At 63.6% G+C, this 22,815-nt stretch carries 22 protein-coding genes and 1 pseudogene; 18 read left to right on the top strand and 5 right to left on the bottom strand.

The annotated features are described in order from the left end of the window. Window positions 1–21: 21 nt before the first annotated feature. The 6 genes from LB557_RS03565 to speB all read left to right on the top strand — a co-directional run bounded on the left by LB557_RS03565 (window position 22) and on the right by speB (window position 6,968). Window positions 22–948 carry a DMT family transporter gene (locus LB557_RS03565; protein WP_140878577.1) on the top strand — a complete coding sequence of 309 codons (927 nt, stop codon included), beginning with the start codon at window positions 22–24 and terminating at the stop codon, window positions 946–948. Next, a complete protein-coding gene (locus LB557_RS03560) occupies window positions 941–1,144 on the top strand; it encodes a hypothetical protein (RefSeq protein WP_015318460.1) in 204 nt (67 codons plus the stop codon). The genes LB557_RS03565 and LB557_RS03560 overlap by 8 nt, the downstream gene beginning before the upstream one ends. A gap of 161 nt (window positions 1,145–1,305) precedes the next feature. Beyond that, the gene (locus LB557_RS03555) at window positions 1,306–1,758 is read left to right on the top strand and encodes a MucR family transcriptional regulator (protein WP_140664810.1); all 453 of its coding nucleotides are present in this window, start codon (window positions 1,306–1,308) and stop codon (window positions 1,756–1,758) included. 133 nt (window positions 1,759–1,891) lie between these two features. Further along, window positions 1,892–3,769 (top strand): ABC-F family ATP-binding cassette domain-containing protein, encoded by a 1,878-nt coding sequence (locus LB557_RS03550; RefSeq protein WP_140617193.1) that lies wholly within the window; start codon window positions 1,892–1,894, stop codon window positions 3,767–3,769. A 209-nt stretch (window positions 3,770–3,978) separates the two neighbouring features. Continuing rightward, complete coding sequence (locus tag LB557_RS03545; protein ID WP_140823710.1) at window positions 3,979–6,099, top strand: molybdopterin-dependent oxidoreductase; 2,121 nt, start codon at window positions 3,979–3,981, stop codon at window positions 6,097–6,099. 59 nt (window positions 6,100–6,158) lie between these two features. Continuing rightward, entirely contained in the window at window positions 6,159–6,968 is an 810-nt protein-coding gene (speB, locus tag LB557_RS03540) for an agmatinase (protein WP_140717882.1), read from the top strand. Between the two features lie 14 nt (window positions 6,969–6,982). Here speB and LB557_RS03535 read toward each other — a convergent pair whose 3' ends face one another. Further along, on the bottom strand, window positions 6,983–8,125 hold the full coding sequence (locus LB557_RS03535) for a flavin-containing monooxygenase (protein ID WP_224644174.1): 1,143 nt from the start codon (window positions 8,123–8,125) through the stop codon (window positions 6,983–6,985). A 61-nt stretch (window positions 8,126–8,186) separates the two neighbouring features. Then, entirely contained in the window at window positions 8,187–8,666 is a 480-nt protein-coding gene (locus tag LB557_RS03530; protein ID WP_015318455.1) for an Lrp/AsnC family transcriptional regulator, read from the bottom strand. Between the two features lie 104 nt (window positions 8,667–8,770). Between LB557_RS03530 and LB557_RS03525 the strand changes: the two genes are divergently transcribed. From LB557_RS03525 to LB557_RS03510, 4 genes and pseudogenes are all read left to right on the top strand, one after another. Further along, a complete protein-coding gene (locus LB557_RS03525) occupies window positions 8,771–9,979 on the top strand; it encodes a diaminopropionate ammonia-lyase (RefSeq protein ID WP_224644173.1) in 1,209 nt (402 codons plus the stop codon). Window positions 9,980–9,993: 14 nt separating this feature from the next. Beyond that, entirely contained in the window at window positions 9,994–11,241 is a 1,248-nt protein-coding gene (locus LB557_RS03520; RefSeq protein WP_224644175.1) for a Zn-dependent hydrolase, read from the top strand. Next, window positions 11,234–12,392: pseudogene (locus LB557_RS03515) on the top strand (M20 aminoacylase family protein). Before LB557_RS03520 ends, LB557_RS03515 begins: the two are co-directional and overlap by 8 nt. A gap of 309 nt (window positions 12,393–12,701) precedes the next feature. Continuing rightward, on the top strand, window positions 12,702–12,872 hold the full coding sequence (locus LB557_RS03510; RefSeq protein ID WP_224525574.1) for a hypothetical protein: 171 nt from the start codon (window positions 12,702–12,704) through the stop codon (window positions 12,870–12,872). A gap of 33 nt (window positions 12,873–12,905) precedes the next feature. On the opposite strand, the gene LB557_RS03505 is transcribed toward LB557_RS03510, so the two are convergent. Beyond that, window positions 12,906–13,046: a hypothetical protein gene (locus tag LB557_RS03505; RefSeq protein WP_015318450.1), complete on the bottom strand. Its 141-nt coding sequence runs from the start codon at window positions 13,044–13,046 to the stop codon at window positions 12,906–12,908. Between the two features lie 109 nt (window positions 13,047–13,155). Here LB557_RS03505 and LB557_RS03500 point away from each other — a divergent pair, with 109 nt between their 5' ends. The 6 genes from LB557_RS03500 to LB557_RS03475 all read left to right on the top strand — a co-directional run bounded on the left by LB557_RS03500 (window position 13,156) and on the right by LB557_RS03475 (window position 19,378). Beyond that, window positions 13,156–13,329, top strand: coding sequence for a hypothetical protein (locus LB557_RS03500; protein WP_015318449.1), 174 nt, complete (start codon window positions 13,156–13,158; stop codon window positions 13,327–13,329). Between the two features lie 68 nt (window positions 13,330–13,397). After that, entirely contained in the window at window positions 13,398–15,491 is a 2,094-nt protein-coding gene (locus LB557_RS03495; protein WP_224643778.1) for an ATP-dependent helicase, read from the top strand. Window positions 15,492–15,501: 10 nt separating this feature from the next. Beyond that, entirely contained in the window at window positions 15,502–16,281 is a 780-nt protein-coding gene (dapB, locus tag LB557_RS03490) for a 4-hydroxy-tetrahydrodipicolinate reductase (protein ID WP_140717872.1), read from the top strand. Window positions 16,282–16,456: 175 nt separating this feature from the next. Further along, complete coding sequence (locus LB557_RS03485; protein ID WP_140617183.1) at window positions 16,457–17,470, top strand: ABC transporter substrate-binding protein; 1,014 nt, start codon at window positions 16,457–16,459, stop codon at window positions 17,468–17,470. Between the two features lie 160 nt (window positions 17,471–17,630). After that, window positions 17,631–18,485 carry an ABC transporter ATP-binding protein gene (locus tag LB557_RS03480; protein WP_224643779.1) on the top strand — a complete coding sequence of 285 codons (855 nt, stop codon included), beginning with the start codon at window positions 17,631–17,633 and terminating at the stop codon, window positions 18,483–18,485. Between the two features lie 14 nt (window positions 18,486–18,499). Further along, window positions 18,500–19,378, top strand: a complete 879-nt coding sequence (locus tag LB557_RS03475; protein WP_015318444.1) for an ABC transporter permease — start codon at window positions 18,500–18,502, stop codon at window positions 19,376–19,378. 45 nt (window positions 19,379–19,423) lie between these two features. Here LB557_RS03475 and LB557_RS03470 read toward each other — a convergent pair whose 3' ends face one another. Together LB557_RS03470 and LB557_RS03465 are read right to left on the bottom strand one after the other, a co-directional pair. After that, window positions 19,424–20,776 (bottom strand): sensor histidine kinase, encoded by a 1,353-nt coding sequence (locus LB557_RS03470; RefSeq protein ID WP_140664749.1) that lies wholly within the window; start codon window positions 20,774–20,776, stop codon window positions 19,424–19,426. 12 nt (window positions 20,777–20,788) lie between these two features. Further along, on the bottom strand, window positions 20,789–21,466 hold the full coding sequence (locus tag LB557_RS03465) for a response regulator (RefSeq protein ID WP_140617181.1): 678 nt from the start codon (window positions 21,464–21,466) through the stop codon (window positions 20,789–20,791). A 481-nt stretch (window positions 21,467–21,947) separates the two neighbouring features. Between LB557_RS03465 and LB557_RS03460 the strand changes: the two genes are divergently transcribed. After that, window positions 21,948–22,148 (top strand): DUF680 domain-containing protein, encoded by a 201-nt coding sequence (locus LB557_RS03460; RefSeq protein ID WP_015318441.1) that lies wholly within the window; start codon window positions 21,948–21,950, stop codon window positions 22,146–22,148. 32 nt (window positions 22,149–22,180) lie between these two features. Next, entirely contained in the window at window positions 22,181–22,408 is a 228-nt protein-coding gene (locus LB557_RS03455) for a DUF680 domain-containing protein (protein ID WP_015318440.1), read from the top strand. Window positions 22,409–22,815: the final 407 nt, after the last annotated feature.

Genomic DNA, 22,815 nt, shown 5'->3' with positions numbered 1-22,815 from the left:
AGCCGGTTTTCGGACAGGATCATGGTCGAACGCAGAGATAGAGCCCCATGGCGCTTCTTTCGGCATGGATCAGGCTCGATGTCCGCGCTGGTCTTCGCCACCGGCGCGGTGGCGTTGTGGTCGACAAATGCGCTGGTCGGCAAATCCCTGCTGGCCAGTCACCCGGTGTCGCAGGTGCAGTTCCTGCAATTTGTAGGGGCCACGCTGGTCTTCGCGGCCATCCGGTTGATGAGCCGGGAGAAAGCCACGGCAATCACGGCGAGCACCGCGCTGGTGCCGCTCGCGGTCGGCTTCATCGGTCTGGTCGGCACCATGGTGCTGCAATATATCGCCTTCGCCTCGATGCCGGTGATCGAAGCCAATCTCGTGGCCTACACCTGGCCCTTGATGGTTGCCGCGGCCGTGATCGCCTTCGAAAATCCCCGGCGTCCGGCTTTGCTGGGTCTTGCAGCGGCCCTTGGGTTCGTGGGCGTCGCGCTGGTGATTTCGGGAGGCCGCGACCGCACCTGGTTTCAGGGTGATCTCGCCGGCTATCTGTGCGCATTCGGGTCCGCGCTGTGCATGGCTTTCTATTCGGTGATGGTGGGACGGCTCGCCCCTTCGCCGGACCGCCTGTTGCTGCCATCGTCGCTGGTTGGCGTCGCCTTGACGCTTATATGGTCCGTTCGCGAAGGCGTAGCCTGGCCCACCGGCGTGGATCTGGCCCTCGGGCTCTATCTCGGTGCCGGCCCCATGGGGCTTGGTTATTACTTCTGGTCGCGGGCCCTGAAACTGGGAGGCAGCGGGAAGGTGGCTGTCATTGCCTATCTCACGCCGATCGCTTCGACATTGCTGCTGACCTTGTCCGGCGAACGGTTGACGACGACAGCCATTGCCGGAGCCGTCCTTGTCATAGGCAGTTGCATCGCGGTCGGACTGGAACGTTCGGAGGCGGAAAATTATGTTTGACGACAATGAACGTCTCGCCAGGCAGGAAGCGCATTGGCTGATCAAGGAATTTGGCGCCGAGGCACCACTTTACGCCGCGATGAAGGCCGAAAAGGCGATCGAGCAGAAGGATTTCGGGCGTTGTGCCCGCTGGAAGCGTATTCTTGAGATATTGGCTGACAGCCGTTCAACCAAGTCTGCCGTATCCAAGTATTAGATTTTCTAATTTGCACGAGGTCGATTTCCCATAAAAGTAGTTGGCGCCAAGTCTTGATTCGTTTTGGGACTTGGCGGGTCCGTTGGGGGCACGGTTAAAGAGATACATCGACAAAAGTCTTCACTGGGGTAGACGACTTTGTCGCAAATAGGGTGAAAGAATTGTCAAATATCGAGGATAAGATCGTTATCGAGCTAACCGCCGATATTGTCTCGGCTTATGTAGGCAACAATCCGCTCCCGGCTTCGGGCCTGCCTGACTTGATTGCCAGCGTCAGCGCCTCGGTCCGAAAGCTGGCTGGTGCGGCTGTCGTGGAAAGCCCGAGCCTTGTTCCGGCCGTAAATCCGAAAAGGTCGGTGTTTCCCGACTACATCATCTGCCTGGAGGACGGAAAGAAGTTCAAGTCGCTCAAGCGACATCTCAGGACGGACTACGGCTTGAGCCCTGACGACTATCGCGCCAAATGGGGCTTGCCGCCGGACTACCCGATGGTCGCGCCGAATTACTCCGCGACCCGGTCGGCGTTGGCGAAGTCGACGGGACTTGGCCGCAAGCCGGCCGCTGCGCCGGCAGTCGTGGCCAAGACGACAAAGCGCGGCAGGGCGGCTGCCTGAGGCCTTGCCGACTGCACGGCGGGCGCTGTCGCGGCTCTGACGGCGCGGTTGTGGGCGCCGTTTCCAGGCCTTGTGCGGCCAACTGGCCCGCAAGGTCTTGCGAAGCGTTGATGTCCGGTGCAAAAGCGCGGCCATGCTTATCATCAACGACCTCTCGCTCCGCATGGCGGGGCGCCTGCTTCTCGACCACGCCTCGCTCACCCTGCCGGCCGGCACCAAGGCCGGCCTTGTCGGCCGCAACGGGACCGGCAAGACGACGCTGTTCAAGGCCATAACAGGCGATTTCCCCTCCGAGACGGGTTCGATCAGCCTGCCGAAGAATACGCGGATCGGTCAGGTGGCGCAGGAAGCGCCCGGCACCGAGGACCCGCTGATCGAGATCGTGCTCAAGGCCGACCTCGAACGTTCCGCGCTCCTCGAAGAGGAAAAGACCGCCACCGATCCGCACCGCATCGCCGACATCCACATGCGGCTGGCCGATATCGACGCCCATTCGGCCGAGTCTCGCGCGGCCACCATCCTGGCCGGCCTAGGCTTCGACGACGCCGCGCAGCGCCGTCCGGCCTCGTCCTTCTCCGGCGGCTGGCGCATGCGCGTTGCGTTGGCCGCCGTGCTGTTTTCAGAGCCCGACCTTCTGCTGCTCGACGAGCCGACCAACTATCTCGACCTTGAAGGGACGTTGTGGCTTGAGAACTATGTTTCAAAGTATCCGCACACGGTGCTTCTGATTTCGCACGACCGAGATCTGCTCAACCGTGCCGTCAATTCGATCGTTCATCTCGACCAGAAGAAGCTGACGTTCTGGCGCGGCGGCTACGACCAGTTCGAGCGCCAGTATACCGAGCAGAAGGAATTGCAGGAAAAGGGCAGGGTCAAGCAGGAAGCCGCCCGCAAGCATATGGAATCCTTCGTCGAGCGTTTTCGCGCAAAGGCCTCCAAGGCAAGGCAGGCACAGTCGCGCATCAAGGCGCTGGAAAAGATGAAGCCGATCTCGGCCATCGTCAACGACACGGTACGGCCGTTCTCTTTCCCCGAGCCTGTGAAGACCGTGGCCTCGCCGATCGTGGCGCTGAACAACGTCAATGTCGGCTACACCGAGGGTCAGCCGATCCTGAAGAAGATGACGCTGCGTATCGATGCCGACGACCGCATCGCGCTGCTCGGTGCCAATGGCAACGGCAAGTCGACCTTCGCCAAACTTCTGTCGGGTCGCCTGAAGCAGGAAACCGGCACCATGACGGTGGCGCCGGGTTTGAAGGTGGCGATCTTCGCCCAGCACCAGCTCGACGATCTGCGTCCTGAGGAGAATGCCTATGAGCACGTCCGCCGGCTGATGCCGGAGGCGCCGGAATCGAAAGTGCGCGGCCGCGTTGCCCAGTTCGGCCTCACGACCGAGAAAATGAATACGCCCGCCAAGGACCTGTCCGGTGGCGAGAAGGCGCGCCTTCTGATGGGCCTGTCTGCCTTCGAGGGCCCGAACCTGTTCATCCTCGACGAACCGACCAACCATCTCGACATCGACAGCCGCGAATCGCTGATCCATGCGCTGAACGAATTTCCCGGCGCCGTTATCCTGATTTCGCACGACCGCCATCTGCTGGAAGCGACCGCCGACCGGCTGTGGCTGGTCAAGGACGGTGCGGTCAATCCCTATGACGGCGACCTGGAGGACTACAAGACGCTGGTCACCGGCGTCTCCAGCGACCGCCGTGGCAAGCGCGAAGCGGACAAGGCGTCAAAAGCCGACCGTCGCCGCGACGCGGCCGCACGCCGCGCCGCCTTCGAACCGCTGGCCAAGGAAATCCGCGCCACCGAGGCGCTGATGGATCGCATCCGCAAACGCATCGACGGCATTGAGGACGAGCTGTCCAATCCGGCGGTCTATGAAAAGGATCCCTCGACCGCGACGCGGCTCGCCAAGGAGCGCTCGCAGCTTGCGCAGACGCTGGCAGGCCACGAGGAAAAATGGCTGACCATGTCGGCCGAATATGAGGAAGGCACGGCGGAGTAGGGTGAGCGCTTCACCTTCTCCCAGGGAGAAGGTGGCCTCGCGAAGCGAGGTCGGATGAAGGGTATGCCTGGAAACGCCAGCGTCTCACTCCGCTGGAACACCCCTCGACGTCTCGGCGCTATTGCGCCGATCCACCTTCTCAGCAAGGGGAGAAGGGAAGGTGCCATCTGGCCCTACACCTGACCGTTATAAACGGGTAGCTTGCTCCCATGAACCAGCACGCCAACCTCCGCATCGGCCATTCGGCCTGTCCGCATGATTGCCCGTCGACCTGTGCTCTCGAGGTCGAACTGCTCGACGGCAACCGCATCGGCCGGGTCCATGGCGCCAAGGCCAACAGCTACACATCGGGCGTCGTCTGCGCCAAGGTCGCCCGCTATGCCGACCGCGTCCATCATCCCGATCGTCTGCTGAAGCCGCTGGTGCGCAAGGGCGCCAAGGGCGAGGGCGTCTGGCAGGAATCTAGCTGGGAGGCAGCTCTCGACCTCGTCGCCGAGAAATTCGACGCGGCCGAAGCGAAGTACGGCTCCGAGACGGTCTGGCCCTATTACTATGCCGGCACGATGGGGCTGGTGCAGCGCGACGGCATCGAGAGGTTGCGCCACGCGAAAAAGTACTCGGGCTTCTTCGGCTCGATCTGCACCAATCTCGCCTGGACCGGCTGGATGATGGGGGCAGGCGCGCTGCGCGGACCGGACCCGCGGGAGATGGCGAAATCCGACTGCGTGGTGATCTGGGGCACCAACGCCGTGGTCACGCAGGTCAATGTGATGACCCACGCCATCAAGGCGCGCAAGGAACGCGGCGCGAAGATCGTGGTCATCGACGTCTATGAGAATGCGACGATGAAGCAGGCCGACATTGGTCTGGTCCTGAAGCCCGGCACCGACGGCGCGCTCGCTTGTGCGGTCATGCATGTCCTGTTTCGCGAAGGCCTGGCCGACCGCGCCTATCTGCAGAAATACACGGACGATCCGAAAGGCCTGGAGGCGCATCTCGTTACCCGCACGCCGGAATGGGCGGCCGATATTACTGGTTTGACGGTCGCCGAGATCGAGACCTTCGCGCGCCTCGTCGGCACGACGAAAAAGACCTATTTTCGCCTCGGCTACGGCTTTGCCCGCCAGCGCAACGGCGCCGTCAACATGCATGCCGCGTCCTGCATCGCCGCCGTCACCGGCGCCTGGCAGTATGAGGGCGGCGGCGCCTTCCATTCCAATTCCGGCATCTTCAAACTCAACCAGGAGGTGCTCGAGGGCACGCGCATGCGCGATCCCTCGATCCGCTATCTCGACCATTCGCGCATCGGCCCGGTGCTGACCGGCGCCAGTGACGCGCTTTATGGCGGGCCGCCGGTGACGGCGATGCTGATCCAGAACACCAATCCGGTGAATGTCGCGCCCGAGCAGCGGCTGGTGAAGCAGGGATTTTTGCGAGACGATTTGTTCACCTGCGTGCACGAGCAGTTCATGACCGACACGGCCAAGCTGGCCGACGTCGTGCTGCCGGCGACGATGTTCGTCGAGCATGACGATATCTACAAGGGCGGCGGCAACCAGCACATCACGCTCGGCCCCAAGCTGATCGAACCGCCGGAAGGGCCGCGCACCAACCATTTCGTCATCGAGCAGCTGGCCGAGCGCCTTGGTGTCGCCGACAGGCCGGGCTTCGGGCTGACCGAGCAGCAGCATATCGACATCATCCTCGGCAAGCGCGGGTTGGGCAGCTTCGCCAGCTTGGAAGAGCAGAAGTGGATTGATCTGCAGCCGGATTTCGACACGGCGCATTTCATCCGGGGCTTTGGCCATGCGGATGGGAAATTCCGTTTTCGCGCCGACTGGACCGGCCAGGCGGCTCCCAACCGGCCGCCGAAGAGCATGGGCCTGTTCGGCCCGGTGGCGCGATTGCCCGAATTTCCTGATCATGTCGACCTGATCGAGGTGGCTGACGAAGCCCATCCGTTCCGGCTGACGACCTCGCCGGCGCGCAACTTCCTCAACTCGACCTTTTCCGAAACACCGGTGTCGAAGGCCAAGGAGGTCCGCCCGGAACTCCTGCTGCATCCCGAGGACGCGGCGGCTCTGGGGCTGGCCGAGGGCGACCGTGTCGAGATCGGCAACATGCGCGGCGAGGTGGTGCTGCACGCCAGACTGTTCGGCGGCATCAAGCGCGGCGTCGTGATCGCCGAAGGTATCTGGCCGAACAGCGCGCATGAGCGCGGCGAGGGCATCAATGTACTGACCGGCGCCGACGCCCCCGCACCCTATGGCGGCGCTGCCTTTCACGACAACAAGGTCTGGCTGCGCCGGGCGCAAGAGCTGAGTGCATAGCGGCCGCGATTATCGATTGCGCCTGATGTCAATTCGTCCGTCGCAATGGGAGAGTGTCGATGGCTGGCGCGATTTCGCTTCTGGGAATACCGCATGACGAGAATTCATCCTATCTCCAGGGTGCGGCCAAGGCGCCGCCGCTCATCAGGCGCGAACTCACCAGCGATGCTTACTCCTCATGGAGCGAGACCGGCTTCGACCTGACCGGCCGCTTCATCGATCATGGCGACATCGACTTCGACAAACCGGGCGATCCCTGGCAGCGCATCGAAAGCGAAGTCGGTCGCGCCCTGGAGGCAGGCCACCCGCTGATCAGCCTGGGCGGCGACCACGCGATCACCTGGCCGGTGCTGCGCGCGGTGCGCCGTCGCCACCCGAGCCTGACGATCGTGCATATCGATGCCCACCCCGACATCTATCATGCCTACGGTGACAATCCGCGTTCGCACACCTCGCCCTTCGCGCGCATCATGGAGGAACGGCTAGCCGACCGGCTGATCCAGATCGGCCTGCGCGCCGTGAACGACCATCACCGCGATCAGTTCAAGCGCTTTGGCGTCGAGGTCGTGGAGGCCGCGCATTTCGGCGCAAGCCTGACGCTTGATCTCAAGACTCCGGTTTATATCTCGATGGATCTCGACGGGCTCGATCCAGCCTTTGCGCCCGGTGTCTCTCACCGCGAGCCCGGCGGCCTGTCGACGCGGCAGGTCATCAACCTGATTCAAGGCATCAACCAGCCGATCGTTGCCGCTGATATCGTTGAATACAATCCGAGCCAGGACCTCTCCAACATGACGGCGCTTGTCGCCGCCAAACTGACGAAGGAGATCGCCGGCATGATGCTCAGGACATCGCCCGCGGTGGATTGAGGGCGCGCCTAGGATCACACCGGCAGGGTTTCGGCCACCTTTTTCCTGTTTTGCCGTTGGCGGATGTCATCGGCGACCGCCTGGGCCTCGATGCCGATTTCGCGCAACAGCCCGGTGACCGCGTTGTGAAAGCCGACCAGATAAAGGCCGAGATCCGAAGCTCGGGCATTGACGCCGCTGGGGCCGGGCTCCACGCCGGGTTCGAGGAACCTGGCATAGCCTGGCCGGTAGCCGGTGGCGAAGAGGATGGCGTCGAATTCGCCGTGCTTGCCGTCCGCAAAACGGGCGCCCCGTTCCGAGATTTCGGCGATGTCGGGCGCCACCTTGATCGCACCTTCCCGGATCTTGCCGATGGTGCCGACATCGATCACCGGAATGCGCGACGCAAGGGCGATCTGCTGCAGCAGTCCCTGCTTCGGCCGTCTGAGCCCAAACTTCTCCAGCCTCCCCAGCACCAGATCGAGGATGACGGGGAACAGCGCGTCGTTGATGCGCTGCGGCCCGAGCCGCGTCGCCATGCCGACCATCTGGATCGGCACGCCGAACAGTTCGCGCGGGACGATGTGAACGCCGCCGCGCACCGAGATCGTCGGTCGGGCGCCGCCTTCCACCAGATCGAGCGCAATCTCCGCGCCGGTATTGCCCATGCCGACGACCAGCACCGATTGGCCGGCAAAAGGCGCGGCGTTGCGATAGTCGGCGCTGTGCAGCGTCTTGCCCTTGAAGGCGTCGATGCCGGCAAATCTGGGCAGCAAGGGTTCGGCATTGTAGCCGGACGCGATCACCACATGCGAAGCGCGTAAGGCGCCGGAGGTCGATTCCACTCGCCAACCGCGGCCCTCCCTGGCGACCGCCCGCACCGTTTCGCCGAAGCGGGGCTCCAGGGCGAAGCGTTTTGCATAGGCGTCGAGATACTCGACCACGAGGTGGCGCGGCACATAGCGCGGATAATCCCTTGGGAAGGGAACGAAGGGCAGCGAGGAGTAACGCTTGGTCGTATGCAGATGCACACGGTCATAGTGACGCCGCCAGGCTGGCGCGGCCTGCTGCTCCTTTTCAAGCATGACGAAATCCTGCCCGGCCTGGCGAAGACATGCGGCAACCGCCAGGCCCGCCGGCCCGGCACCGATGATCGCGACTTTCGTGGTTTCGTCCATGCGCGCCTCCCCCTCCAATTGGCGATCCAGAATGTCAGAAACGTGGCAAGGGTGCACCGGCTCATCCAGGCAGGGGCACCGTCAACCCGACCTTGACGCGGTCCATGGCGACGAAGGTGCGGAACTTCCGCACATTGTTGCTGCCGAAGAACAGTTTTCGCGTCAGCGCCTCGTAGGCGCCCATGTCGGCCACGGCGATGACGAGGATGAAGTCGGCCTCGCCGGTGACATAATAGCATTGCTGTACTTGCGGCTCCGCCGAGAATTGCCGCTTGGCCTCGTCGATCAGTTCGGTGCGTTCGCTCTCGAGCTCCACCTCGACGAAGATAGTGATCGGCTGGCCGACGGCCGCCGGCTCGACAATGGCGACATTGCCGGTGATGACGCCGGTCTGCTCCATGCGCTTGATGCGGCGCTGCACGGCTGGCGCCGACAGGTTCACCGCCTCGCCGATCAGCCGTTGCGGCGTCGTGTTGTCCCGCTGCAGGATGGCAAGGATGGCGAGATCGAAGCTGTCGAGTGAGGCTGGCGACTGAGACATTGCTATCCTGACGAAACAAACTTGCATTTCAAGAGCTAAATTGCGGCGCTTTTTGCGCAGGGTTTGCAATATATCTTCTCTTGGACGCCAAGGAGAGACCGCCAATGTTCCTGCCCAATCGCCATGCCTTGCACCGCCAGCCGCTGGACGAGGCCGATGCCGAAACCCTCGGCATCGCCGGGGCGGACACTGTCGAGCGTTTCCTTGCCCGCCGTGACAATCACTTGGCGACGCCGCTGCACGCCCTGCCGGCGTTGGCTGGCGAACTCGGTCTCGGCACCTTGCATGTCAAGGATGAGGGCTTTCGCCTCGGTCTAGGCAGCTTCAAGGCGCTGGGCGGCGCCTATGCGGTCTTCCGTCTGGTCCTGGAGGAGGCAAGCAAGCGGCTCGGCCGCTCCGTCGGTGTCGCGGATCTCGATCGGCCCGAAGTCCGGTCGGTCGCGGCGACCATGACGGTTGCTTGCGCTACCGACGGCAACCATGGCCGCTCCGTCGCGCAAGGCGCCGAGCTTGTTGGCGCAAAGGCGACGATCTTTGTCCATGCCGGCGTCAGCGACGGGCGCGTCGCGGCCATCGCCCGCTATGGGGCGGAGATGATCCATGTCGACGGCAATTACGACGATTCGGTCAGGCAGGCAGCGCGCGTCGCCGCGGAGAAAGGCTGGACGGTGGTTTCCGATACCTCATGGCCGGGCTACGAACGCATTCCGGGCCTCGTCATGCAGGGCTACACGGCGATCGTGCGCGAGGCGCTGGGCCAGATCTCCGAACCGCCGACCCATGTCTTCGTGCAGGCCGGCGTCGGCGGCATCGCGGCGGCGGTCGCCGGCCATCTCGCCATCGTGCTTGGCGAAGCCAGGCCGGTTTTCACGGTGGTGGAACCCGCCCGTGCCGCCTGCGTTTTCGGCGCCGCCAAGGCCGGGCATCCGGTCAAGATCGCGCATGGCGAGGCGACAGTCATGGCGATGCTCGAATGCTACGAGGCCTCGCCTGTCGCCTGGCGCGTGCTGGCACGCGTCGCCGATGCCTTCATGACCGTCGACGAGGACGAAGCCATCGCCGTGATGCGGCGGCTGGCCCGCCCGGCCGGCAACGATCCGGCCATCGTCGCCGGTGAAAGCGGCGGGGTCGGCCTTGCCGGGCTGATCCGGGCGATGACCGATCACAAGACCGAGCTTGGCCTCGACGCCAGTTCGCGCGTCCTAGTCGTCAACACCGAAGGCGCGACAGATCCCCGCCGCTATGCCGAACTCGTCGGCATGAATCCGGCGGATGTGCTTGCCGGCAAGGTGCCTTCTGGAGCGACGCCATGACCTTGATCGATGCCATGACCTCGATCGACGCACAAAGGCTGCTTGGCCGCATCCGCGAGCTCGGCGGCATCGGTCGTGATGGCGAGGGCAGATTGGTGCGGCTGGCCGCCTCCGACGCCGACAGGCTGGGTCGCGACCGCTTCGTCGGCTGGCTGCGCGAGGCCGGTCTCGAAATCGCCATCGATCGCATGGGAAATATCTTCGGCGTCTGGCAGGCGCCGGCGAATGCCGGCCATGCGCCGATCCTCGTCGGCTCGCATATCGACACCGTCATCGATGCCGGCGTCTATGACGGCTGCTACGGCGTGCTCGCCGGGCTGGAGGTGATCGAGACGTTGAAGGCGTCGGCTCTTGTCCCGTCGCGACCGCTCGCGGTCGCCGCCTTCACCAACGAGGAAGGGGTTCGCTATTCCCCCGACATGATGGGTTCACTGGTCCATGCCGGCGGCGTCGGTATCGACGAGGCGCTGGCGGCCGTCGGCACCGACGGAAGCGTGCTGGGAGAGGAACTGGCCCGCATCGGCTATGCCGGCGACGAGGAGCCAGGCTTCCTCAAGCCGCACGTCTATCTCGAATTGCATATCGAGCAGGGCCCGGTTCTGGAACGCGAAGGCGTGCCGATCGGTGCTGTGGAAAACCTGCAAGGCATCTCCTGGCAGCGCATCACCATAGACGGCGTCGCCAACCACGCCGGCACCACGCCGATGTCGATGCGCAATGACGCCGGGCATGCGGCCGCGCGTGTCGTCACGTTCCTGCACGACCGCGCCAAAGCCTCGAACACGCCGACCGTTGCAACGGTCGGAACGATGCGTTTCGAGCCAAACGCCATCAATGTCATTCCCTCGCGCGCCGTCTTCACCGTCGACCTGCGCGACCCTTTCGAGCATCGCCTGCAAGCCGAGGAAGCCGCACTCGCCGCGTTTCTTGAGAACCTGGCCGCCGATGGTGGCGTCGCGATCTCGGTCGAGCGGCTGGCCCGCTTCGAGCCGGTGATCTTCGATATAAGCATTGTCGAATTGATCGAAGCTGCCGCGAAGAAGCGCGGGTACGCGTCCAAGCGCATGACCTCGGGCGCCGGCCACGATGCGCAGATGATGGCGCGCCTCGCGCCCGCGGTGATGATTTTCGTGCCGAGCGCCGGTGGCATCAGCCACAATCCGCGCGAACATACCGCCGATGCCGAGCTTGTCGCCGGCGCCAACATCCTGCTTGATATCGTTGCCCAGCTTGCGGATCAGGAGGTATCAGGCGATGGCTGAAATCGATCGTGATGTGCTGAAGCTGGAGATGCGAATGGCGGCATGATCTGCACGCGCACCCTGAATTCGGCTTCGAGGAGGAGCGCACCGCGGCCTTCGTCGCCGCCAAGCTGCGCGAATTCGGACTGGACGATGTCGCCGAGGGTGTCGGCGGCACCGGCGTCGTCGGGACTTTGAAGCGCGGCAGCGGCAACCGCGCGATCGCGCTGCGGGCCGACATGGATGCTCTGCGCATATCAGAGCAATCAACCGCGCCATACCGCTCCGGCAATCCCGGAATCATGCATGCCTGCGGCCATGACGGCCACACGGCGATGCTGCTCGGTGCGGCCAAGCTCATGGCCGGGGAGGGCGGTTTCGACGGCACCGTGCGCTTCATCTTCCAGCCGGCGGAGGAATGGGGAAAAGGCGCGTTGGCGATGCTCGACGATGGCCTGATGCAGCGCTTTCCCTTCGACGAGATCTTTGGCCTGCACAACATGCCGGGCTTGCCGGTCGGACATTTCGAGACCCGCGCCGGCCCGGTCATGTCGGCCGAAGACGTCTTCGAGATCGTGCTCAGGGGATTGGGCGGTCACGCTGCGCGGCCGCATTCGGGTCAGGAAACGCTGGTCGCCGCCTGTGCGCTGGTTACCAACCTGCAGACCATCGTCTCGCGCCGGCTGAGCCCGGCCGACATCTCCGTGGTTTCGGTGACCGAACTGATCACCGATGGCACCCGCAACGCACTGCCGGGCATCGCCCGCATCCTTGGCGACGCGCGCAGCTTCCGCCCCGAGGTGAGCGCCAAGATCGAATGCCAGATGCGCATCATCGCCGAAGGCATCGCTACCGCTTACAACGTTGCCGCCGAGGTCAACTACACCAGGGAATTCGTGCCTTTGCGCAACGATGCCGAACTGGTCGACGCGGCCTTTGCCGCCGCCGGGACTGTTTTCGAACGCGGCAATATCGCGGTCGCCCGCGAGCCGATGACGGCGTCGGAGGATTTCGCCCGCTTCCTCGACCACGTGCCGGGCTGCTTCGTCTTCCTCGGCAACGGCGAGGCCTCGGCACCGCTTCACAATTCCAGTTACGACTTCAACGACGACGGGCTGTTGTTCGGCGCCAGTTTCCATGCCGCCATCGCCAGGCAGCGGCTTGGGACTTGAACCCCCGGGGGGATTTTCGCGGCATTTAGCGGGGGAAAACGCCGGGGAAAGGCCGAAATCCTTGATCTGGCATGACGCTACGGCAAGACTCAGCTAGCCTCGCTCACGCGGCGGACCTGATATCCGCCTGGCCGGCGCTATCAGATTACCTCCCAAGCGGCGCCGGCCTTCTCTCCTGCATGCTAAATTAGATTTCGTTAAAGTTAGAACGCTCGCGCTCGGCGGAAGTTAGGGTTTTACTGTCATGGCTGTGGCACGCTTTTGGATGCTGCGGGTTCATAGATGCGCGGGCGGAGCTGGATAAAGGCGGTGCGTCAGGACGAAGCGCGGCGGGTGCGCGCCCGCATCGCTCAACTCGAACGAGACTTGACCGCCGCCTCGGCGCAGACACGACAGCTGCGCCAGGACGCAGGCCACGAGCTGCGCAATGCCAAGTTCCGCCTCGAGCGTCTCGAGGAATGCATCGCGGCAATGCGGTGAAGATCCCGCAATCGTTTTTGCGCAATGCTCCATTCACTGGCTGGCAATGCCATTGTTCACGACAGGAATGGCGAGATCTTGATCGGCCCCAGTCGCCTTTGTCGGCGGCAATTTGTTGTCGCAGGCCGAGAAAGCCAAAGTCACCAGCGCGAGGATCAGTCCCAGCTTTTTCATGGCTACTTCCTCCACCCGCAGAACGAGGCGGTGTCGGTTTGGTTGCACGATTGCGCCGAGGGAACAAAATCCCCTGCCTCAGGTTGACCCAGCGAAGGAGGACCGCCGCATGATCCGTTTGCTTCTGGTTGGCACGCTGGCCTTTGTCACTTACCGTCTCGCCCGCAAGATGATCGACGAGGTTCCCGACAGTGTCGATCCGCTCTTGCTGCCAGCGCCCGCAAACGACCGCGAGGCGCTGCGCCGGCAGTCGGCGTCGATGGGCGTTGACCCGAAACGCTGATTGCTCCCGCTGTATTGGCGGAGCTGCTTCTCTGTTGCGAACAAAGCGGAAACGATGCTTGATGGGCGATGAACCTCGCCGCCCATGATTCGACGTTTTTGGAACAGACCGGCCAGCCGGCTTATCTCGCCCGGCTGAACGACGCCCAACGCCAGGCCGTCGAACATGGCGACGGCAAGATTGCAGGCCCGCTGCTGGTTATCGCCGGCGCCGGCTCCGGCAAGACCAACACGCTGGCGCACCGCGTCGCCCACTTGATCGTCAAGGGAGCCGACCCGCGCCGCATCCTGCTGATGACGTTTTCGCGGCGCGCCGCATCCGAAATGGCGAGACGTGTCGAGCGCATCGCCGGCGAAGTGCTCGGCCGCGACGCCGCGGTAATCACGGACGCACTGACCTGGGCCGGCACTTTTCATGGCATCGGCGCGCGGCTGCTGCGGGACTATGCGCTGGAGATCGGCCTCGATCCGGCCTTCACCATCCATGATCGGGAGGATTCCGCCGATCTGATGAATCTCGTGCGCCACGAACTCGGTTTCTCCAGGACGGAAGCGCGCTTTCCGACCAAAGGCACCTGCCTTGCCATCTATTCGCGCGCCGTCAACGCGCAGGCGCCGCTGGGTGAGGTCCTGGGGTCCGCCTTCCCCTGGTGCGCCGGCTGGGCCGAGCAGCTCAAGCAATTGTTTGCCGGTTACGTCGAGGCCAAGCAGGCGCAGAATGTGCTCGATTACGACGATTTGCTGCTCTACTGGGCGCAGATGACAGCCGAGCCTGAAATCGCCACGCATCTGGGCGGACGGTTCGACCATGTGCTGGTCGACGAATATCAGGACACCAACCGGCTGCAGGCCTCGATCCTGATGGCACTCAAGCCCGACGGCGCCGGGCTGACGGTCGTCGGTGACGACGCGCAGTCGATCTATTCGTTCCGGGCCGCCGAGGTGCGCAACATCCTCGACTTCCCCGGACAGTTTGCGCAGACCGCCGATGTGGTGATGCTGGAGCGCAATTATCGCTCGACCGAGACCATTCTGGCGGCCGCCAACGCTGTCATCGGCGAAGCCTCGGAGCGCTTCACCAAGAACCTGTGGTCGGAACGCAAATCCGCCGACAAACCGAGACTTGTGACCGTGCGCGACGAGGTCGAACAAGCGAACTTCGTCTGCGACACCATCCTTGCCGAGCGCGAGGCCGGTACCGCGCTGAAGTCGCAGGCGGTGCTGTTTCGCGCCTCGCACCACAGCGGGCCGCTGGAGATCGAGCTGACGCGGCGCAACATCCCTTTCGTCAAGTTCGGTGGCCTGAAATTCCTCGATGCCGCGCATGTCAAGGACGTGCTGGCGGTGCTGCGCTTTGCCGAAAATCCGCGCGATCGTGTCGCCGGCTTTCGCGTGCTGCAGCTTCTTCCCGGCATCGGCCCTTCCGCCGCCGCGCAGATCGTCGAGACCATGACGTCGGCACTGGACGAGGCGATGGGCCTGGCCGGCTGGCGTCCGCCACAGCGCGCCGCCGACGACTGGCCCGGCTTCGTCTCGCTCTATTCCGGTTTGCGCGCCGGCGCCAAATGGCCGGCCGATCTCGAACAGGTCAGGCTGTGGTACGAACCGCATCTGGAGCGCATCCACGAGGATGCGATCACGCGCCGCGCCGACCTGCTGCAACTCGAGCAAATCGGCTCGGGCTATGCTTCGCGCGAACGCTTCCTGACCGAGCTGACGCTCGATCCGCCGGACGCAACCAGCGACCAGGCCGGCCCGCCGCACCGCGACGAGGATTATTTGATCCTGTCGACCATCCATTCGGCCAAGGGCCAGGAGTGGAAGAACGTCTTCGTGCTGAACACGGTCGATGGCTGCATTCCGGCCGATCTCGGTGTCGGCACCAAGGAAGATATCGAGGAGGAGCGACGGTTGCTCTACGTGGCGATGACACGGGCCAAGGACAATCTCAACCTCGTCATGCCCCAGCGCTTCTTTCCGCATGGCCAGGCGGCACGCGGCGACCGCCATGTCTACGCCTCGCGCACCCGTTTCATTCCGGCCTCCATCCTCGCCGCGTTCCAGCAGCTTTCGTGGCCGGCCGCGCAAGCGGCGCAGGGCAGGGCGCCCCGGCCGGAGGTGCGCGTCGACATCGGCGCGCGCATGCGCGGCATGTGGAAATAGCAGGAAGCCGATGCCGCAGCCGCCGATCAGGATCGCCATATCAGGCGCTCTCGGCCGCATGGGTCGCCGGATGGTGGATGCGGTACGGGCCGATGCGCGTCTTGCGCTCGCCGGCTGCTTTCACCGTCCGGGCAGTGTCGGCAATGGGCTGGTGAGCCGCGACGAGGCAATTGCCATGGCCGACGTGGTCGTCGACTTCACCACGCCGGCCGCCTCTGCGGAACTGGCCAGATTGTGTGCCGGAAGGGGCGGGCCAGCCCTGGTGATTGGCTCGACGGGCTTCGAGGCCGCCGAGATGGCCACCATCGCCGATGCCGCGAAAACCATTGCCATCGTGCGCTCCGGCAGCTTCTCGCTCGGGCTCAACATGCTGGTCGGATTGGTCGAACAGGCAGCGCGGGCGCTCGACCCCGATGACTGGGATGCGGAGATTTTCGAGGCTCATCATCGCCACAAGATCGACGCGCCTTCGGGCACGGCGCTGATGCTGGGGCAGGCTGTTGCCGGCGGACGCGAAATCGGGCTGGCCACGGTTGCGAGGCGCGTCCGCGATGGCGTCACCGGCGCGCGGCCGGCGGGCGAGATAGGCTTCGCGGTGGCGCGGGGTGGCGCCATCATTGGTGAGCACAGCGTCAGCTTCTGCACGGAAGGCGAGACCGTCACCTTGGCGCATTCGGCTGGCGACCGCATCATGTTTGCACGCGGCGCCATCGCCGCGGCATTGTGGGTGGCGGGCCGCGCTCCCGGCGAATACGACATGCGCGACGTATTGGGTTTTGGCGCATCGTAACCAGCAAATCCTGGCTGTTTTCATTCCCCGGTTGCTAAAGTGGCTGAAAGCCAGCTGAAAGCTTGGGCATGCAATTGATTCATTGCGGCGTTCGCCGCGTGACCGGTGCGGGAGTGGCCGGCAGGAGGAATGCGGCGCAGCCTGGATGGCGCGCCGCCCAGGTGGAGGAAGTTACATGACCGGTTTGATCTCGAAGTGCATCTTGCGTTCGGCGGCGCTGACGCTCGCCATTGTCGGCACGGGCGCGACCGCGGCGTCCGCCGCGGACAAGATCACCATCATTGTCGGCGGCATGGAAAAGCAGATTTACCTGCCGGCCGTGCTCACCCAGCAGCTCGGCTACTTCAAGGATGAGGGGCTCGACGTCGAACTGATCAACTCGCGAGCCGGCGTCGAGGCCGAGAATGAATTGCTGGCCGGCGCCGTGCAGGGCGTTGTCGGCTTTTATGACCACACTGTCGACCTACAGTCAAAGGGCAAATACATCGAGTCGATCGTCCAGTTCAGCCAGGCCCCTGGCGAGGTCGAACTGGTCTCCGCCAAGCACCCGGAGATCAAGTCGCCGGCCGACTTCAAGGGCGCCACGCTGGGCGTCACCGGGCTTGGGTCGTCGACCGATTTCCTGACCCAATATCTTGCCGTCCGCAGCGGCCTGAAGCCGGGTGATTACACGCTGCTGCCGGTCGGCGCCGGCAACACCTTCATCGCCGCCGTCAAGCAGGACCAAATTCAGGCCGGCATGACCACGGAGCCGACCATCGCGAAATTGCTCAAGACCGGCGAGGCCAGTGTCCTGGTCGACATGCGCACGCCCGAAAAGACCAAGGAAGCGCTGGGCGGCGACTATCCTGCGGCATCCTTCTACGTCCAGTCTTCCTGGGTCGAAGGCCACAAGGACGAAGCACAGAAGCTCGCCAATGCCTTCGTCAAGACGATGAAGTTCATCGCCGGCCATTCGGCCGAGGAGATCGCCGACAAGATGCCGAAGGACTATTACGCCGGCAACAAGGATCTCTATATCCAGGGGCTCGCCGGCGGCAAGGCGATGTTCACGCCCGACGGACGCATGCCGGCCGATGGCCCCGAGACGGTGCTGAAAGTTCTGTCGACCTTCTCCAAGAGCCTGCAGGGCAAGCAGATCGACCTGTCGAAAACCTTCACGACGGAATTCGTCGACGCCGCCAAGTAGGCAGGCAGGCGAGGCGGGTTACCCGGTTCGCTCTTGAGGAACAACAAGTTGCGCCGCTGGCCTGAATCGATTTGGCAGCGGCGCGCCTACCGATGTCGAGAGATGGCGACCACAAGTTTTGGCCGCAGGCATTCTCGCATCATCGCCACAGGAGTATGCCATGCAAGTGCAAACGATGGCGGCTGAGAAGTTGTCTCAGGCCGCGCCGCCGGCCGATGCCGCGATCGCCATCGATGATGTGACGCTACGCTTCGTCACGCCCGACGGCCATATGATGACGGCGATCCGCGACTTCACCATGACGGTGGCGCGTGGCGAATTCGCCTGCGTCGTCGGGCCGACCGGCTGCGGCAAGTCGACGACACTCAACCTCGTCATCGGCCTGCTGCGGCCGACCACAGGTCATGTCCGCGTCATGGGCAAACCGGTCACCGATATCAGCCGCGACATCGGTTTCGTCTTCCAAGCCGATGCGCTTTTTCCCTGGCGAAGCGTCATCGACAATGTCGCCGCCGGTCCGCTTTATCGCGGGATCCCCAAGGCGCAGGCCTATGATCGGGCCCGCGACTGGATCGCCCGCGTCGGCCTCGGCCGCTTCGAAAAGCATTATCCGCACCAGCTTTCGGGCGGCATGCGCAAGCGCGTCGCCCTTGCCCAGACCTTCATCAACCAGCCGAAGATTCTGCTTATGGACGAGCCGTTCAGTGCGCTCGACATGCAGACGCGCACGGCCATGCAGGACGAATTGCTCGGCCTGTGGTCGGAACAGAAATCCTCCGTCGTCTTCGTCACCCACGATCTGGAGGAGGCGGTGGCGCTGGCCGACAAGGTCTATGTGCTCACCGCCGGGCCGGGAACGGTCAAGAGTGTCTACCGCATCGACCTGCCGCGTCCGCGTGTCATGGCCGACATCCGTTACGACCCGAAATTCGTCGAGATCGCCAAGGTGATCTGGAACGACCTGCGCGAAGAAGTGCAGCTCGGCCAGAGCCGCACCTTGCAGAGCGGGCATTGAGAGGAGACACCAACATGACCGCTATCTCTCCCACCGCTTCCCATGCCGCCGTCCGCGATGCCTCCATTGCCGTTGCCGAGGCCCGGGCGAGGGCCCGGCTGCGCCGCCGCCATGCTTTGGTCATCGGCCTGCGCCTTGCTATCCTCGTTGCGTTCCTTGGCCTGTGGGAACTCGGCGCCGACTATAACATCATCGACCCGTTCTTCTTCGCCAGCCCCTCGGGCATCTGGGAACAGATCTGGTCCTGGATCACCGAGGGCACCTCGCAGGGACCGCTCTGGCTGCAGATCTATGTGACGCTGGAGGAAACCTTCCTCGGCTTCGCCATCGGCGCACTGGGCGGCATCGCCGCCGGCATCATTCTCGGCCGCAACCGGCTGCTGGCCGATGTCTTTTCGATCTACATCAAGATCGCCAATTCCGTGCCGCGCGTCGTGCTCGGCTCTGTCTTCATCATCGCGCTCGGCCTCGGCATGGCCTCGAAAGTGGCGCTCGCCGTGGTGATGGTGTTCTTCGTCGTTTTCGCCAACGCCTTCCAGGGGGTTCGCGAGGCCGACAGGGCGATGATCGCCAACGCCCAGATCCTCGGTGCCTCGCCGTTCCAGATCACCCGCACCGTCATTATCCCGTCGGCGATGAGCTGGATCCTGGCCAGCCTGCATGTCAGCTTCGGCTTTGCCTTGGTCGGCGCCGTGGTCGGCGAATTCCTCGGCGCCAAGCAAGGCATGGGCCTGCTGATCTCGACCGCGCAGGGCGCCTTCAACGCCAATGGCGTCTTCGCCGCCATGATCATCCTGGCGGTTATGGCGCTGGTGGTGGAATTCATCATCACCCGCTTCGAGAACTATGTCGTCAAGTGGCGGCCGGCGCCGTTCAACGAGCAGGGCACCTGATTTTGTTCCGAGGACAGTACGAGCCCGCGCTTGGTGCGGGTCGGTTCAGGCCAGGGGCAACCTGACCTCGACCACCAGACCGCCGGCCGCGCCATCCCCGAGGGTGACGCGGCCGCCGGCATTCTCGACAACCTCGCGCACGATGGCGAGGCCCAGGCCGCTGCCTTCCTCGGTCGAACCGGCGATGCGATAAAAGCGCTCGAACACGTGATCCCGCTCTTCGGCCGGGATGCCGGGTCCGTCATCGGCTACCGTCAACACGGCTTCGCTATCGATGGCGGCCAGCTTCACCGTCACGCTGGCGCCTGCCGTCGAGTAACGCAGCGCGTTGTCGACAAGATTGACGATCATCTCGCGCAGCATGGTGCCGTCGCCAATGACTGCAACCGGCCCTGTTTCCTCCAGCCCGAGATCGATCTTGCGGGCGATCGCCGCGGGCGCCTGCGTTTCCAGTACATGGCGGGCGGCTTCTGTCAGGTCGATGCGATCGGCGCGTGGCCGCCGGCTGCCAGGCTCGGCACGCGACAGGGTGAGCAATTGTTCGGCCAGCCGCGCCAGCTTGCCGGAGCTGGCCTGCAGCGCCACCAGCGCTTCCTGGCGCGCATCGATGGCGGTTTCGCGTAGCGCATAGCTTGCCTGCGTCGATAGCAGCGCCAGCGGCGTGCGCAATTGATGTGCGGCATTGGCGATGAAACGGCGCTGCGCTCCCATCTGCGCGCGCACCCGTTCCATGTAGGCGTTGAGCGCCTCTATCAGAGGCCGGATTTCGCTCTGCGCGCCCGGCACGTCAACCGGATCGAGGTCGCTTCGGCTTGGCGAACGCACCGCGTCGCGCAGGCTCATCAATGGTGCCAGGCCGCGGCGCAGGCCAAGCAGCACGAACACGCCGGCGATCGCCACCAGCGCCAGTTGCTGGACGAAGGCGCTGAACCACAGCCGCTTCACCATCGCATCATGCCCGGAGAGCGTTATGCCCACGGTGACCGTTATGGGGGAATCGCCGCCGGCGCCGATCACCGCGTGGCTGAGCGTCAAGAGCCGCAACATATGGTCGCGATAGCTCGCCTCGACGCTGGCATGCCGCGGCGCTTGCGGCAAATCGGGGTAACCGGTCAACAACCGTCCTCCGGCGGTCTCGACGCGATAGTAGACGCTGTCGCGATCGCCGGTATCGAACATCTCGATCGCCGCCGGCGGGATGGTGGCATCGAGTACGCCATCGGCCATGGCGACCTGCTCGGCGATGGCGCGGGCCGAGCCGACCAGCATGCGGTCGGTGACCAGATCGGCGGTCGCCAGAGCGTTGCGCTGGCTGGTCCACAGATTGATGGTCGCAAGCCCGGCCAGGGGGAGCACGACCCAGGCCAGCAATTGCAGACGCAGGCTGTTAGTCTTCATAGCGCCAAATCATCATGGCGCCAGATCCTCATGGCGCAAGAGATAGCCGAGGCCACGCAAAGTGGTGATCTGGACCCGCGACCCCTCGAGCTTCTTGCGCACACGGTGCACATAGATCTCGATGGCGCTTGGATCGGCGTCGGTCTCGAAATCGTAGATCGCCGCCGACAGGGCGGCCTTGCTTACCGTGCGTCCCGCCTTGATCATCAATTGTTCAAGCACGGCATGTTCGCGTGGTGTCAGGGCCAGTGTTTCACCGCCGAGCGAAAACAGCCTGGTGTTGGTGTCGAAGATGAGGTCGCCGCAGGCAACGACCGGTGCCGTCCGGTCATTGGCGCGGCGCAGTTGGACGCGGATGCGCGCTTCGAGCTCCTCTACCTGGAAGGGCTTCGCCAGATAGTCGTCGGCGCCTTCGTTGAGGCCTTTGACCCGGCCATCGAGGCTGGCATTGGCGGTCAGTACGATCACCGGCACCCGGTTGCCGCGGGCTCGCAGCATGCGCAGCACTTCCAGTCCGCCCATGCGGGGCAACGCAAGGTCGAGAATGACAAGCGCGTGGTCGCCGGCGGCAAGCGCGTGCTCGACATCCTCGCCGTCATGGACGATGTCGACGACATAATTCGCCTGGCGCAAGGTCTTGCCCAGCCAGTCCGCCAGTTCGCGATTGTCCTCCACAAGCAGCAATCGCATGTCTATTGCCGTTCCAGCATCCACTTCGGTCTCAACGGCCACCAAGGCTCGAGCGACGATCCCATTCGGCAATCGGAACCCGGATGATCGATAGTATCGATCGCAACGCAAGGCAAATGCGGCTTGGCTGCGGCCGGCGATGGGTTTTCGCGGGCTAGATGCCTCGTTTGAAATATAAAATCGAACCGAACGGTTCGGTTCTAGTTGACGGATTGTATCGCAAACAGTGAACAACAGGCGCGAATCGGTCGGGGTTTGCGTCTGCGGGAGAAACGCTAATCTACTGAAAACGTTTGAGAATTCAGGCTAAAAATGCTGCAATGCAATATGCATTGTCCATAATGCGATGAAATACTGCAAAGCCGACGCGACTGGTAATTCCAAAGGGCCTTCCCCATCTGGAGGTGGTCCGAGCGACGCGAAATCCTCCCAAGGGCACGCCACTAGACGGACAGAACAAAGAAATTCTGGAGTAAATAAAATGACCAAGATCGCTCTTACCGCCGCCGCCATCCTCGTTGCCACGGGCACTGCTTTTGCCGGCAGCGACAATTATGGCTCGGCCAACGCCAACCAGCCTGCCGCCACTGTCGACCATTCGGTCACTGCTTCGACCTCGAAGTCGACGGCCGCGTCGGTCCAGGCTCCGCAGGGCGCTGACCGCAACCTCTTCGGCCGCTAATCGCGACTGCCAATCCATCAGGAGTACTTGAAATGACCAAGATCGCACTCACCGCCGCTGCCATCCTCGTTGCCACTGGCACCGCTTTTGCCGGCAGCGACAACTACGGTTCCGACAACGCCAACCAGCCGGTTGCCAGCCAGTCGACCTCCAACGTCGACACCTTCCACACCGGTTCGATCCTGAAGGCGGACAAGGCGCAGGCCGATGCCAATGCCAACGTTCCGGCTCAGTCGGGCCAGGGCATCTGGGGCCGCTAATCCCTTCTAGCATCGCGTGACTACAAAGAGCGGTGGGCCTGGCCCGCCGCTCTTGTTTTTTGTGACAAAGGAACCAGGCGAGCCAGTCGGGTTCAGTCGTGCCGGATAGCCGTCGAACAAGTGCCGGCCAGCGCGCCGATCACGGATCGAACCAATCGGTTCAATTAATGTTGACGCTCCGTGAACGCCCGGCGAACGCCCCCTCGGCGAAACAAAGCGTGATACTCCGTGAGTTGCGCAACAAGAGACTGATAGCGTTGATAAAAAACACTTCTGCCGAATCCGTGCCCCAGCCTCGATGTCCGAAATCGGGCCGTGAAGGAACATCTTCGTGATTGGAAGCCGACGAACGAAAAACCCACTTTCAGCTGGTCCGAGCGACGCGAAATTCCTCCCAAAGGCACGCC

The sequence above is a fragment of the Mesorhizobium sp. BR115XR7A genome, from assembly GCF_020165315.1.
Lineage (GTDB): Bacteria > Pseudomonadota > Alphaproteobacteria > Rhizobiales > Rhizobiaceae > Mesorhizobium > Mesorhizobium australicum.
The sequence above is the reverse complement of the archived record's forward strand: the minus strand, read 5'-3'. Positions and strand labels throughout refer to the sequence as shown.